Here is a 13,270-nt window from a genome sequence, read left to right on the forward strand (position 1 = left end):
GGACGCATTGTTTTCCCACATATCCGGCCGGATGAGACTCTCGGCCCTCGCGCTCGGCACGACCCTGGCGCTCGGCACGACCGTCGGCCTGGCACAGGCCGCCCCCCTGGACAACGAGCCCCTCGCCGCCCGCTCGGCCGGTCCGGCCGCGGCACCGGCAGCCGCCGCGGCGCCCGCCGCCTGGGCCGCGGGCACCCGCGCCTACCTGGTCGTCACGACCCCGGGCGACACCACCGCCGTCCGCACCGCCGTCGCGAACAACGGCGGCTCGGTCTTCGCCTCGTACGACGCGATCGGCGTGATCGTCGCGCACTCGGCCTCCGCCACCTTCGCCGCCACGATGCGCGGCGTCTCCGGCGTCCAGAAGGTCGGCGCGACGCGCACCTCCGACGTCCCCGCCGACGCCTACAACCCGGCGCTCCCGGCCAATCCGGCACAGTCCGCCGCCCCCACGACCGAGCCGGTCCGCTCGGACATGACCCAGATCAAGGCCGACCAGGCCTGGGCCGTCAACCCGGGCTCCGCCTCGGTGAAGGTCGGCATCCTGGACACCGGCGTGGACGACCAGCACCAGGACCTGGCGCCGAACTTCAACGCCGCGGACTCGGTCTCCTGCGCGTACGGCAAGACGGACACCCGCGCCGGAGCCTGGCGCGATGTCGACCAGCACGGCACCCACGTCGCCGGCACGGTCGCCGCGGCCAAGAACGGCAAGGGCGCCATCGGCGTCGCGCCGGGCGTGAAGATCTCCTCGGTGCGCATCGCCGAGCCCGGCAGCACCCTGTTCTTCGCCGAGAACACCATCTGCGGTCTGGTGTGGGCCGGTGACCACGGCTTCAAGGTCACCAACAACAGCTACTACACGGACCCGTGGCAGTTCAACTGCCCGAACAACCTCGACCAGGCGGCCATCCTGGAGGGCGTGGGCCGCGCCCAGGCGTACGCCGAGAGCAAGGGCTCGCTCCAGGTCGCGGCGGCCGGCAACTCCAATGTCGACCTGGCCAACAAGACCACGGACTCGTCGAGCCCCAACGACTCGACGCCGGTGACCCGGACGATCACCAACGACTGCCTCGACATCCCGGCCGAGCTGCCGGGCGTGGTCACGGTCGCGGCGAACGGCACCAGCGGCTCGTCCAAGGCCTCGTTCTCCAACTACGGCCGTGACGTCATCGAGGTCTCGGCTCCCGGCGAGTCCGTCTACAGCACGATCCCCGGCGGCAAGTACACCTCGATGAGCGGCACGTCGATGGCCTCCCCGCACGTGGCGGGCGTGGCCGCGCTGCTGGCCGGCGCCAACCCGGCGTACACCCCGGCGGACATCCGGGCGAAGCTCGGTGAGCAGGCCACCGACCTGGCCTGCCCGGCGGACAACCGCTGCACCGGCACCACGGCGAAGAACAGCTTCTTCGGCGAGGGCCGCGTCGACGCCCTCAAGGCGATCGGCGGCTCCACCACGCCTCCCGGCGCGTACTTCGAGAACCTCACGGACGTCACGATCGCGGACAACTCCACGGTCGAGAGCCCGATCACGGTCAGCGGGGTGACGGGCAACGCCCCGGCCACCCTCAAGGTGGGCGTCGACATCAAGCACACCTACATCGGTGACCTGAAGGTCGACCTGGTGGCCCCCGACGGCACCGTGTACACGCTGCACAACCACACGGGCAGCGGTACGGACAACATCACCCAGACCTACACCGTCAACGCCTCCGCGGAGGTCGCGAACGGGGTCTGGAAGCTCCGCGTGAACGACAACGCGACCCAGGACTCGGGCAGGATCGACGCCTGGAACCTGACCTTCTAGCACCTCCCGAACAGCACCTCCCGAACAGCACGTCCCTGCCCGGGGAACGGGGCCGGAGCCGCCATGGCTCCGGCCCCGTTCGCGTACCCCGGGTAACCCGGTGGAGAGAAAGTCCGTACCGAGGGGTAGGCCTCCCGCGGCTCTTGCTATACGTTCCGTCTAACAAGCTTGCTAGACGCGGCGTCTAACAAGCGCCCGAGCCGACCGAGCGACCCCGAGGAGCCGCACCATGGCAAGCAGCACCGTTCGCCCGGAGAACCACGACCAGGACGACGTCGCCGAGCGGCTGCTCCGGTCGGCCGCCAAGCTCTCGTACGACCCCGCCGTCGAGGTGGACTGGGACACTCCCCTCGACAAGGACTTCCACGGCCAGAGCCCCGAGTGGAACAGCCTCTACGGCACCGCGTACTGGAACGAGATGACCGAGGACCAGCGCAAGGAGCTGACCCGGCAGGAGTCCGCCTCGGTGGCCAGCACCGGCATCTGGTTCGAGATGATCCTCCAGCAGATGGTGCTCCGCGACATCTACCTCATGGACCACACCGACCCCCGGTTCCAGTGGGCCCTGACCGAGATCGCCGACGAGTGCCGGCACTCCATCATGTTCGCCCGCGGCTCCCAGAAGCTCGGCGCACCCGCCTACCGGCCCCGGCGCGCGGTGCTCGAACTCGGACGCTTCATGAAGACCGTCGGCTTCGGCGAGGCCGCGTACGCCGGCATCCTCGTCGCCGAGGAGGTCCTCGACGTCATGCAGCGCGACTGGATGCGCGACGAGCGGGTGGTCCCCTTCGTCCGCACGATCAACAACATCCATGTCGTCGAGGAGTCCCGGCACATGAAGTTCGCCCGGGACGAGACCCGCCGCCACCTCGCCCGCGCGAGCCGCGCCCGCCGCCAGTTCCAGTCCCTCGTGGTCGCCATCGCCGCGTACTACATCATCACCAACCTGGTGAACCCCGAGGTGTACGTGCGCGCCGGGCTCGACGCGGAACGCGCCCGCCGCGAGGCCGCCGCCAACGAGCACTACAAGTCCCAGCTCCGCGCCAGCTGCGCCGGGCTGATGGAGTTCCTCTCCGACGTCGGCATGCTCACCCGCCCGGCGCTCTTCTTCTACAAGCGCGCCCACCTCCTCTGAGCCGGACCCGAGGACCCGACGCGCGCGCACGCCGCGCGGGACCCGACGCGCCCGACCCGCAGACCCCGACGAGCAGAGCCGAGCCGCTGCCATGACCTACGCCATCACCCAGACCTGCTGCAACGACGCGACGTGCATCGCCGTCTGCCCGGTCAACTGCATCCACCCGACGCCCGAGGAACCGGACTTCGGCACCACGGAGATGCTGTACATCGACCCGCAGACCTGCATCGACTGCGGGGCCTGCGCCGACGCCTGCCCGGTCGACGCGATCTTCCCCGCGGACCGGCTCACCGGACGGCTCCGCGCGTACGAGGCGATCAACGCCGCCTACTACGCGGGCCGGACACCCGCGCCGACGCCCGTCTCCCCCACCTTCCACCCCTGGGGCGCGCCCGCCTTCCCCCGGTCGTTGCCCGCCGACTTCGCGCCGCTGCGCATCGCGGTCGTCGGCACCGGACCGGCCGGCATGTACGCCGCCGAGGACCTGCTCCTCCACACCAACGCCCAGGTGACGCTGATCGACCGGCTCCCGGTCGCCGGCGGACTCCTCCGGTACGGCGTGGCACCCGACCACCCCGCCACCAAGGGCGCGGGCGACACCTTCGCCCGCTTCCACTCCCACCCCCGGGTCACGATGCGGCTCGGCGTGGAGGTCGGCAAGGACGTCACCGCGGGGGAACTCGCCGCACACCACGACGCGGTGGTCTACGCGGTCGGCGCGCCCTCCGACCGGCGGCTCGGCATCCCCGGCGAGGAGCTGACCGGCAGTGTCTCGGCGACCTCCGTCGTCTCCTGGTACAACGCCCACCCCGAGACCGGTGCCGACGCCGTCCCCCTGGACGCCTCCACCGAACGGGTCGTCGTCGTCGGCAACGGCAACGTCGCCCTGGACGTCGCCCGCGTCCTCGTCATGGACCCCGCCGAACTCGCCGCCACGGACATCGCCGACCACGCCCTCGCGGCACTGCGCGCCGCCCCGGTCCGCGAGGTCGTACTCCTCGGCCGCCGGGGCCCCGAGCACGCGGCGTACACCGGCTCCGAACTGCTCGCCCTCAAGCACCTGCCGGGCGTGGACCTCGTCGTCGACGACCGCGACCCGCGCACCGGCGCGGCCGTCGACGCGGCGGCCACCGGCGAGAAGGCGGCGCTACTGAGCGATGTCGTCCGCGAGACGGTGGACTGGACGCGGCCCCCCGCGCCGGGCCGGCGCCGGATCGTCCTCCGCTTCCACTCGGCCCCGGTCGAGGCGGTAGGCGACGGTTCGGTACGGGCGGTGCGGGTCACCGAGGAGGGTTCGCCCTCGGGTACGGAGATCGGCACGGGACTCCTCGTCCGCGCGATCGGCTACCGGGGCGTCCCGCTCGCCGGGCTGCCCTTCGACGAGGCCGGCGGAACGGTGCCGCACGAGGCGGGACGGGTGACCGGGCTGCCCGGGAGCTATGTCGTCGGCTGGATCAAGCGGGGGCCGTCCGGCGGCATCGGCGCCAACCGGTCGTGCGCGGAGGAGACGGTCGGGACACTGCTCGCGGACGCGGTCGCCGGGGCGCTGCCGAAGCCCACGGGTACGGCCCGGGAATTCCGCCGGCTGACGCGGAGCCGCAGCCGGCACCTCGTCGACGCCCGCGGGCTCGCGGCCATCGAACGGACCGAGCGGGCCAGGGGGAGGGACGCGGGGCGCCCCCGGGTCAAGATCGCCACGGTTCCCGAGCTGGTCGCGGCGGCGCGGGCGGGCCGGCGGCGGCTCAAGGGCTGAGGTGTCGCGGGGGAAGCACGGGGGTACGGGGGCACGGGCGGGCGCCCGGGTGCTTGCGCTGCGCGGGGGCTCGTACGGGGTTCCGGCCCGGGACGGCGGGCCGGTACGGCGTAGTACGGCGTACGTCCACGGAGGACGTACGACCTGCCCACGGTCGCGTACGACGGACGGCGACGTGGAACGTCAGGCCGCGAGGCCCAGGGCCTGGCGGACCACGATCGCGTCGAGCCGCACCGCGAAGGGCACCACGTCCGTCAGCTCGAGGGCGACGGCCTCGGCCTTCGGCAGCTCGACGGTCACGTCGATACAGAAGGCAAGCGCGTACATGTGCTCGCCCGTCTCCTCGTCCTGGAGGGCGAAGAACAGGTCCCGGTAGAAACGGGTCCGCTCCCCCGACTCCTCGTAGAAGGAGAGCCCGGGCTGTCCCTCCTGCGCGGCGAGGCCCGTGAAGGCCCGGACGAGTTCCCGCTCGACGGTGGCCCAGAAGCCGGCCTCCGCGCACTCCGGAGGCAGGGCCTGCCGGACGGCCTCCTTGAGCGAGAGCACCATGACGAGGACGGGGGCGTACTCCTGGAGCCCCCAGCCCCGCACCATCTTCACCACGGTGCTGTCGGGGACGGCCGAGGCGGCCTCCCGTATCGCGTCGAAGTCGAAGTTGACGGTCGCCGGGGCGATCGCTTCCTGGAACACCCGGTCGATGGACCGGGCCTGATCGAGGTGGTCCGGTGCGACCTCGACGACGGTCCTGAAACTGGCGGCCAAAGCTCCTCCTGCGTGATCTCGGTGATCAGGAGGGGTCAGTATGCAGGAGGGGTGATGCGGAGGATCAGGACTTCCGGCGCGGCTTCCCGCCGGTACGGCCCTTGCCGGCGCCCCCGGCGGCGCCGCCGCTCCTGCGGGCCGTGGGCCTGCCCGCCGTACGGGAGCCGCTCGCCGGCTTCCCCGCCCTGGCGGGCTTCCCCGACTTCTGGCCGCCCTTCTGTTCCTTCGGCTGCTTCTGGCCCTTCTGGGCCTCGGCGCGGCGGCCCCGGGTGCTATTCACCGTGCGGCCGCGCACGATGCCGATGAACTCCTCCACCAGGTCGGGCGCCTCGTCCGCGGCGAGCCAGGAGAGCGCCACCCGCGACTGCGGGACCTCGGTGAGCGTCCGGTAGGTGAGGTCCTTGCGGTGGTGCAGCCGGGCGAGCGACTGGGGGAGGGCGATCAGACCGACACCGGCGGCGACCAGTTCGATCGCGTCGGCGGTCGTCTCCGGGCGCTCGTTCGCCGCACGGCCCGGCGGGCGCTCCCAGCCGAGGGTGTCGTCGAGGGGGTGCAGGACCAGCTCGTCGGCGAGGTCGTCGGCCGACACCTCCTCGGCGGCGGCGAACAGGTGGTCCTTGGGGAGGACCACGACGGTCGTCTCCGTGTAGAGGGGAATCGCGCTGAGGTCGTCCCCGTCCACGGGCAGCCGGACCAGGCCGGCGTCGGCCGTGCCCTCCCGGAGCGCGCCGAACGCCTCGGCGGGCGTCACGGCGAGAAGCGCCAGCGGCACGTCGGGCAGGCGCTCGTTCCAGACCCGCACCCACTTCGAGGGGGTCACACCGGGCACGTACGCCAGCCGGAACGGCGGGGAGCCGGCGGGGGAATCCGTACGGGGATCTGAGGGGGAAGCGTCCGAGCCTGTCACCCGGCCAGGTTACCGGTAGCTGCCGTGGTCGGAGTTCGTCCGCACGCTCGATACCCTTGACCCCATGACGTCGCACCAGAACACCCAGACGATGAAGCCCGCCACCGCGGCGAAGAAGCTGGGTGTGTACCTCGAGGCCACCCCCGCAGAGTTCCAGGAGGGTGTCGTCTCGCGCACCGAGCTGACCGAGCTCCAGGCGAACCCGCCCGCCTGGCTCCAGGAGCTCAGGAAGAACGGTCCGCACCCCCGCCCGGTGGTCGCGCAGCGACTCGGCATCTCCATCGCCGGTCTGGCGCGCGGCGGCATCACCGAGCCGCTCACCACCGAGCAGATCGACGAGCTGCGCCAGGAGCTGCCCGAGTGGCTCCAGAAGGAGCGCGCCACCCAGGCGGAGGTCCGCAAGGAGACCGTCCGCATCAAGGAGCGTGACGCGGAGCGCGCGGCGCGGAGCGAGCAGGGCGCCTGACCGCCGCGTCCGGGGACCGGGCGGCCCGCCGGGCCGCGACCGGTCCCGACTGCTTCTGACCGGCGTGGCGTACGGGCGGGTGCGGGAGTCATTCCTCCATGAGTGACACGAGCACCGCGCCCGAGCCGCCGGTCGTCGTCGGCGTGGACGGGTCAGAGCACAGCCTCCGCGCCCTCGAATGGGCCCTGAGCTCCGCCGAGCACCTGGGATCACCGCTGGTCGTGGCCCATGTCCGCTCCGACGCCCTCCAGCTCGGCGCCGCCCGCATCGCCTCCCTGGGCCCGGCCCCCGAGCTGCCCGACACGGTGCTGGACGCCGTGCGGACCGTCGTCGAGGAGCGCGGGCACCGCGCACCCGTCCGGTACGAGTCCCTGGACGGGACCGTGAACGACGCCCTGCCCGCGGCGGCGCGAGGCGCCCGGCTCCTGGTGACCGGATCCCGTGGACACGGGGGCGTCGCCTCCCTGCTCCTGGGTTCGACCAGCCGTACGCTCGCCGCGACCGCGCCGTGCCCGCTCGTGGTCGTCCCGCACGAGGCACGGGCGGCCTCCCTGGACGGTGGGGCGGAGGCCGGCCGGGTCCTGCTCGGCCTGCACGTGGAGGAGACGCCGGACGAGGTAGTGGCCTTCGCGTTCGAGGCGGCGCACCACCGGGGCGTACCGCTGGAGGCCGTGACCGCCTTCCGGTTCCCTCCGCAGCCGGGCGCGCTCGTCGTCGCCCCCTCCCCCGCCCTCCAGGTCCCGCCGCCGCCGGCCTTCGCGGACGACACGGAGGAGCTCGTAGGGGAGGCGGAGCGGGAGCAGTCCGAACGGCTGCGCCCCTTCGCCCAGCGCTGGCCCGGGGTCGAGCTGGTCCCGACGGTGGTCCCCGGCGACGCGGCGGGCCGCCTGGTGGAGGGCTCGCGCGACGCGGCCCTCCTGGTCGTGGGCCGCCACCACCGCCACCACCTGGGCTCCCTGCTCATCGGCTCGGTGGCCCACGCGGTCCTCCACGAGGCCCACTGCCCGGTGGCGGTGGTACCACCGCCACCGGCGGGCTGAGAGGACGGAAGGCCCGGGTCGGCTGTCAGCGCCTGCGGGCCAGGCGGAAGCCCACGTCGTCCAGGGTGAGGGTGGGGTGGCTGCGGCGGCGGACCGAGGCGCGGCAGCTCCAGTGGGGGTCGAACCAGCCGCCGCCGCGCAGGACGCGGTACGAGCCGTAGACCTCGGCGTCGTACACGTCCCAGCACCATTCCCAGACGTTGCCCAGCATGTCGTGGAGGCCCCAGGCGTTGGGGCGCAGTCCGGCCACCTCGTGGAGGCGTTCGCCGGAGTTCCCCCGGTGCCAGGCGATCTCGTCGAGCGGGCCGTAGCGGGGCTCGGTGGTGCCGGCGCGGCAGGCATGCTCCCATTCGGCCTCGGTGGGGAGGCGATAGCCCTCGGCGGTCCGGTCCCAGGCGGGCCCGTACGCGTCATCGGGGTCGGTGGGGACCCCGTATGCGGGCCTGAGTCCCTCCCTGGCCGAGAGGGCGTTGCAGAAGCGGACCGCGTCGTGCCAGGACACGCCCTCCACCGGCAGCCGGTCGCCGCGGGCGGTGCCGGGGCGGTCGCCCGTGACCTGCTCGTACAGCTCCCGGGTGACCGGGACGGCGCTCAGGCCGTACGGGGCGAGGTCGACCGTCCAGCTCCGCTCCGTGCGCCGGTCCGACAGCGTGACCCGGCCCCCGGGCACCTCGATCATGGCGTCGCCCCCCTGTGTCCTCATGCCGTGCATGGTCGCAGCATTCGGGGCGGTCACGTCGCGTCACCGAGCGCTCCGGGGCGACCGTGGCTAGCGTGGCACACAGGAACACGTCATCGAATCGGAAGTGGGAGTCACCGTCATGGCCGCACGACCTGAAGGCACGCCGGTCTGGACCGACGCGATGTTCACCGACGTCGAGGGCGCCAAGACGTTCTACGGCGACGTGCTCGGCTGGACCTTCGGCGAGTCCTCGTCGGAATTCGGCAACTACACGCAGGCGTACAAGAACGGCAAGGCGGTCGCGGCCGTCGTGCCCCCGATGCCGGGCCAGGACGGGGAGCCGCAGTCGGCCTGGTGTCTGTACTTCGCCTCCCCGGACGCCGCCGCGACGGCGGAGAAGATCCGCGGCGCGGGCGGCACGGTCCTGATGGAGCCGATGCAGGTCGGCGACTTCGGCTCGATGTGCCTCGCCCGGGATCCGTCGGGCGTGACGTTCGGCATCTGGCAGGCGGGGCAGCACGAGGGCTTCGAGCTGGAGGGCAAGACCGGCTCGTACGCCTGGGCGGACGTCTTCACCCGGGAGCCCGCGAAGGCGGACAAGTTCTTCACCGAGGTCTTCGGCTACGGCTCGAAGAAGATGCAGGACGAGCACATGGACTACCGGGTCTTCGACCTCGGCGGCCCGCAGCCGGTGCTCGGCCGGATGGTGATGTCGGCGGAGGACTTCCCGGCGGAGGTCCCGCCCTACATCCAGCTGTACTTCGGCGTCGACAACTGCGACAAGGCCGTCGAGGCAGCCGAACGGCTCGGCGGGCGCAAGGTGTTCGGTCCGATGGACAGCCCCTTCGGCCGGTTCGCGGCGATCCTGGACCCGCAGGGTGCCCCCTTCGCGGTGATCGACATGAAGACCACCGTCGGGGAGATGCCCGAGATGGTGTGAGCGGTACGGGAGACCGCCCCGGGACGCGCGTCCCGGGGCGGTTCCGTGTGTGCGGGCGGGGTCAGGCGCTGTCGCGGACCGCGACGATGCCGTTGAAGACGCCCACGTACGCGGTGCCGTCGGGCCCGAGGGTGATCGGGGCCCAGTTGTTGTCGTAGGCGAGGCCGGTGCCGGTGAAGCGGCTGAAGACCCGCTGCCCGGTGCGGAAGTCGACGGCCGTGAGGTACCAGGCGTCGATGCCCCAGGAGTTGGGGCGCTTCTCGTAGAAGTAGAGCAGTCCGTTGGCGGTGGACAGCTTCGGGACGGTCGACGGGGAGCGGACGTCGCTCTCCCAGACGGTGTCGCAGCCGCTGCCGTCGGCGCGGACGTCGATCCGGGTCGCGCCGCCGACGACGCTGCGGCCGAGAAGGAGCGTACTCGGGTTCTCGTAACCGTAGTTGTTCTCGACGACGAGGCTGTTGCCCCAGCTGATCAGGGAGTTGTCGGTGGTGGACGCCCCGGATCCGAAGACCGGCACCCGGCAGACGAGGCGTTCGGCGGCGGGGACGCCGGCGCCCCGCCGGTAGACGAGGACGTTCATCCGGTCGTCGGCGTTGTCGGTGATGGCGACGTACTCGTCGTGGAGGCCGAAGAGGTCGGGTGTGGTGCCCGAACCCTGGTTCACCGAGCCGGGTTTGGTGCCGGTCCCCCGGTCGTACGTCTCGCGCCACCGCACGCGCGGGACGCCGTCCGCGTCCGCCTCGAAGCTGTACAGGGCGTGGTCGGTGACGAGCGAGACACCGTCCTCGGCGACGGAGAAGGAGTTCTGGATCTCCTCGCCTTCGAGGCGGACCGCCCGCAGCGCGCCCGTGGCGGGGTCGACGGTGCCGACGCGTCCGAGGCGGGTGACCCACCAGATGCGGCCGTCCCAGTCGGGCATGACGGAGGTGACCGGGTCGCAGACCCCGCTGGGGAGGAGGTTGGTCCAGGTGACGCAGTCGTGGGGGACGAGGGAGGTGAGGTCCCAGTCGTTCTCGACGACGAACTCCCACGCTCCGTCGGCCTTCTGACGGTGGGAGATGCGCTGGATGTGCTGCCGGGAGTCGGCGAGGACGACCCGATCCTGGTCGTCGAGGTAGAAGTAGGCGCCGCCGGAGGTGTCCTTGAAGATCTTCTCGAAGTCGAGGCGGGTGATGGCCTCGACGGTGGAGGAACGCTGCGGCAGCTTGTACTCGGCGAGAGTGTCCAGAGTGCGCGGGTCGAGCAGTTTCAGCAGGAAGCCGCTGAAGGTGCCGCAGACGGTGACGAGCCGGCCGCCGGAGTCGAAGGTGACGGTCGCGCACTCGCCGCCGACGGGCGCGATCCTCTCGCTGTCCACCTTCGGGTCCCGGCCGAGCGGCCCGGGAGAGGGATGGGTGCCGCTGCCGGCACCGTCGGCGTGCATGCCGCTGCGCCCGTTGGGGGCGAGGTACGGGTGCTGGGCGGTGCCCTTGCCGGGCACAGGTCGCGCGGTGCCGGGGGCGCCCTCGTAGTGGTCGACGAGCCGGTGGCCGAGGCCGAGCGGGATCTCCTCGGCCTGGGCGACGGGGGCGGCGCCCGCGAGGAGGGTCGCGGCGAGCGCGATCAGGGCCAGCGCGCGGGCTCGTCTTCGGGGCGGATGCGTGGTCAAGGCGGGCTCCTCGGGGTCCGTACGTCGGTCGCGCCGACGGCCGACGCTAGGCCCGGGTGCTTGAGATGTACATGAAACCGCCCCTCGTTTCATGGGCGGTTCACGGCGGTTCACCTCCGTTCACGCCCCGCGACGATCACGGCCTGAGGCTGGAGACCACGTTGGCGGTGGCGGCGACACCGTTGTGGATGGTGGGCGCCATGCTGGTCCCGGCGAGGAAGAAGCCGAGCAGGGCGCAGACGAGCGCGTGGCTGAGCTTGAGCCCGCCGCTGCGCAGGAAGATCGAGGCCAGCACCAGCAGCAGCACCACGACAGAAATGGAAACGGCCATCGCGTTCACGTCCCTCCGTCGCCGCACCGGAATTGCGGCGTTCGGCGGACAGTGTGGCGGAATGTACGTTCCGTCCGGGCGTATGGCGGGGCGGCCATACGGGTGAGATCCGGTCAGGAGGCGGTGGGCAGGCAGTCCTTCCACTCCACCGTGCGGTCGCACCAGCGGTTCAGCAGGACCCTGTCGTGGCCGGCGGCGAGGAGGCCCGCGCCGGTCTCGGTGCGGTAGGTCCCGACGGCGGCGACCAGGGCGGCCGTGGTGGAGGCGTCGAGCATGGCGGTCATCTCGTCGCAGATCAGCCAGCGGGGGCGCAGGGCCAGGGCGCGGCCCAGGCAGGCGCGTTGCAACTGGCCGTCGCTGACCTCGTGGGGGCGGCGGACGAGCAGGTCGGGGGTGAGGCCGACGGCGGGGGCGAGTTCGGCGAGGCGGGCGGCGGCCTCGGCGCGGCGGCCGGTGGCGCGGAGGGGTTCGACGACGAGGTCGGCGAGGGTGAGCCGGGGGTCGGCGGCGGTGCGGGGCTGCTGGAAGACGACGCCGACGGCGGTGCGCAGTTCACGCGGGGCGCGGTGGCGCCAGGCCGTGACCTCGACGCCGTCGAGGACGAGACGGCCGGCCTCGGGGCGGTGGAGGAGGGCGGCGACGCGGGCGAGGGTGGACTTGCCGCAGCCGCTGGGGCCGAGGAGTCCGACGGATTCGCCGGGGGCGACGGTGAGGGAGGCGCCCCGGAAGACGGGGGCGCGGCGGTCGTATCCGGCGGTGACGGTGTCGAGTTCAAGCACGGGGGTGCTCCGGGTGGTGGCAGGCGACGCCCGTGGTGAACGCGGGGCGGTCGGCGCAGAGTTCGGTGGCGAGCGGGCAGCGCGGGGCGAAGGCGCAGCCCCCGGGCAGTGCGGAGAGTTCCGGGGGCATGCCGGGGATCGGGGTGAACGCCCGGTCGGGGAGGGCGTCGAGGAGGCCGCGGGCGTAGGGGTGGCGGGGCCCGGTGGGGCCGAAGAACCGCCGGGCGGGGGCGATTTCGACGATGCGGCCCGCGTACATGACGGCGACGCGGTCGGCGATCCGCGCGGCGGCGGCCAGGTCGTGGGTGATGAGGAGCAGGGCGCGGCCGTCGTCGGCGTGGCGGCGGAGTTCGTCGACGGTGCGGTCGACGAGGTCGCGGTCGAGGCCGGTGGTGGGTTCGTCGGCGAGCAGCAGGGGGGCGCCGCCGATGAGGGCGAGGGCGGTGGCGGCGCGCTGGGCGAGGCCGCCGGAGAGTTCGTGCGGGTAGCGGTCGAGGTGCCCGGCGGGGAAGGCGGCCCGTTCGGCGGCCTCTTCGGCGGCCTTGCGGCGCGCCCGGCGGGCGGTGCGAGTGAGGGCGCGGACGGTCTCCTCAAGCTGGGACCGTACGGTGCGGACGGGGGTGAGATGGGCGGCGGGGCTCTGCGGTACGAGGCCGACGCGGCGCCCCCGTACCGTGCGGGCGAGGGTCTTCTCGTCGGCGGCGAGCAGATCGACGCCGTCCTCGCCCGCCGGGCCCGCGAGCAGGGCCGTACCGGAGGCCTCGGCGTTCCCGGGCAGCAGCCCGAGGAGGGCCGAGGCGAGGACGGACTTGCCGCAGCCGCTCTCGCCGACGAGGGCGAGACACTCCCCCGCCCCGAGGTCGAAACCGGCACCGCTGACGGCGGCGACGCTCCGCCCGCCCCGCAGCCGGAACCGGACGCTCAGGTCACGCACGCTGAGCACGGCCCCCTCGGCCCGCTCGGCCGTGACGGCGTCGAGCGCGCGCAGGACCCGGTCCTCGGGGGCGTACGGGGCGT

At 72.8% G+C, this 13,270-nt stretch carries 13 protein-coding genes; 6 read left to right on the top strand and 7 right to left on the bottom strand.

Annotated elements, in window-relative coordinates; translation table 11 throughout:
• Positions 1-31 precede the first annotated feature (31 nt).
• The 3 genes from V4Y03_RS33005 to V4Y03_RS33015 all read left to right on the top strand — a co-directional run bounded on the left by V4Y03_RS33005 (position 32) and on the right by V4Y03_RS33015 (position 4,698).
• On the top strand, positions 32-1,807 hold the full coding sequence (locus tag V4Y03_RS33005; protein ID WP_332437636.1) for a S8 family peptidase: 1,776 nt from the start codon (positions 32-34) through the stop codon (positions 1,805-1,807).
• Positions 1,808-2,036: 229 nt separating this feature from the next.
• Entirely contained in the window at positions 2,037-2,942 is a 906-nt protein-coding gene (locus V4Y03_RS33010; RefSeq protein ID WP_317875393.1) for an AurF N-oxygenase family protein, read from the top strand.
• Positions 2,943-3,033: 91 nt separating this feature from the next.
• Positions 3,034-4,698 carry an FAD-dependent oxidoreductase gene (locus V4Y03_RS33015; RefSeq protein WP_332437637.1) on the top strand — a complete coding sequence of 555 codons (1,665 nt, stop codon included), beginning with the start codon at positions 3,034-3,036 and terminating at the stop codon, positions 4,696-4,698.
• Positions 4,699-4,881: 183 nt separating this feature from the next.
• Here V4Y03_RS33015 and V4Y03_RS33020 read toward each other — a convergent pair whose 3' ends face one another.
• Complete coding sequence (locus V4Y03_RS33020; protein ID WP_332437638.1) at positions 4,882-5,460, bottom strand: Type-2Aa cytolytic delta-endotoxin; 579 nt, start codon at positions 5,458-5,460, stop codon at positions 4,882-4,884.
• 64 nt (positions 5,461-5,524) lie between these two features.
• Positions 5,525-6,367, bottom strand: a complete 843-nt coding sequence (locus tag V4Y03_RS33025) for a LysR family substrate-binding domain-containing protein (RefSeq protein ID WP_442809666.1) — start codon at positions 6,365-6,367, stop codon at positions 5,525-5,527.
• Positions 6,368-6,431: 64 nt separating this feature from the next.
• Here V4Y03_RS33025 and V4Y03_RS33030 point away from each other — a divergent pair, with 64 nt between their 5' ends.
• Positions 6,432-6,833, top strand: coding sequence for a DUF5997 family protein (locus V4Y03_RS33030; protein ID WP_317875397.1), 402 nt, complete (start codon positions 6,432-6,434; stop codon positions 6,831-6,833).
• A gap of 98 nt (positions 6,834-6,931) precedes the next feature.
• A complete protein-coding gene (locus tag V4Y03_RS33035; RefSeq protein WP_332437639.1) occupies positions 6,932-7,873 on the top strand; it encodes a universal stress protein in 942 nt (313 codons plus the stop codon).
• Positions 7,874-7,898: 25 nt separating this feature from the next.
• Here V4Y03_RS33035 and V4Y03_RS33040 read toward each other — a convergent pair whose 3' ends face one another.
• Positions 7,899-8,576, bottom strand: coding sequence for a formylglycine-generating enzyme family protein (locus V4Y03_RS33040; RefSeq protein WP_332437640.1), 678 nt, complete (start codon positions 8,574-8,576; stop codon positions 7,899-7,901).
• Positions 8,577-8,694: 118 nt separating this feature from the next.
• On the opposite strand from V4Y03_RS33040, the gene V4Y03_RS33045 reads away from it, so the two are divergent.
• Entirely contained in the window at positions 8,695-9,495 is an 801-nt protein-coding gene (locus tag V4Y03_RS33045) for a VOC family protein (protein ID WP_332437642.1), read from the top strand.
• Positions 9,496-9,556: 61 nt separating this feature from the next.
• On the opposite strand, the gene V4Y03_RS33050 is transcribed toward V4Y03_RS33045, so the two are convergent.
• The 4 genes from V4Y03_RS33050 to V4Y03_RS33065 all read right to left on the bottom strand — a co-directional run bounded on the left by V4Y03_RS33050 (position 9,557) and on the right by V4Y03_RS33065 (position 13,241).
• Positions 9,557-11,143, bottom strand: a complete 1,587-nt coding sequence (locus V4Y03_RS33050) for a hypothetical protein (protein WP_332437643.1) — start codon at positions 11,141-11,143, stop codon at positions 9,557-9,559.
• A 136-nt stretch (positions 11,144-11,279) separates the two neighbouring features.
• Entirely contained in the window at positions 11,280-11,474 is a 195-nt protein-coding gene (locus V4Y03_RS33055) for a hypothetical protein (RefSeq protein ID WP_317875402.1), read from the bottom strand.
• A gap of 113 nt (positions 11,475-11,587) precedes the next feature.
• Positions 11,588-12,253 carry an ABC transporter ATP-binding protein gene (locus tag V4Y03_RS33060; protein ID WP_332437644.1) on the bottom strand — a complete coding sequence of 222 codons (666 nt, stop codon included), beginning with the start codon at positions 12,251-12,253 and terminating at the stop codon, positions 11,588-11,590.
• Positions 12,246-13,241, bottom strand: coding sequence for an ABC transporter ATP-binding protein (locus V4Y03_RS33065; protein WP_332437781.1), 996 nt, complete (start codon positions 13,239-13,241; stop codon positions 12,246-12,248). Before V4Y03_RS33065 ends, V4Y03_RS33060 begins: the two co-directional genes overlap by 8 nt.
• Between the last annotated feature and the right edge of the window lie 29 nt (positions 13,242-13,270).

The sequence above is a fragment of the Streptomyces sp. P9-A4 genome (assembly GCF_036634195.1).
Taxonomy (GTDB): domain Bacteria; phylum Actinomycetota; class Actinomycetes; order Streptomycetales; family Streptomycetaceae; genus Streptomyces.

What these genes read in the sequence shown, in the direction of transcription:
- V4Y03_RS33030 (WP_317875397.1), top strand. Translation starts at nt 6,432, where the DNA reads ATGACGTCGCACCAGAACACCCAGACGATGAAGCCCGCCACCGCGGCG.
- V4Y03_RS33005 (WP_332437636.1), top strand. Translation starts at nt 32, where the DNA reads ATGAGACTCTCGGCCCTCGCGCTCGGCACGACCCTGGCGCTCGGCACG.
- V4Y03_RS33035 (WP_332437639.1), top strand. Translation starts at nt 6,932, where the DNA reads ATGAGTGACACGAGCACCGCGCCCGAGCCGCCGGTCGTCGTCGGCGTG.
- V4Y03_RS33045 (WP_332437642.1), top strand. Translation starts at nt 8,695, where the DNA reads ATGGCCGCACGACCTGAAGGCACGCCGGTCTGGACCGACGCGATGTTC.
- V4Y03_RS33055 (WP_317875402.1), bottom strand. Translation starts at nt 11,474, where the DNA reads ATGGCCGTTTCCATTTCTGTCGTGGTGCTGCTGCTGGTGCTGGCCTCG.
- V4Y03_RS33015 (WP_332437637.1), top strand. Translation starts at nt 3,034, where the DNA reads ATGACCTACGCCATCACCCAGACCTGCTGCAACGACGCGACGTGCATC.
- V4Y03_RS33040 (WP_332437640.1), bottom strand. Translation starts at nt 8,576, where the DNA reads ATGAGGACACAGGGGGGCGACGCCATGATCGAGGTGCCCGGGGGCCGG.
- V4Y03_RS33010 (WP_317875393.1), top strand. Translation starts at nt 2,037, where the DNA reads ATGGCAAGCAGCACCGTTCGCCCGGAGAACCACGACCAGGACGACGTC.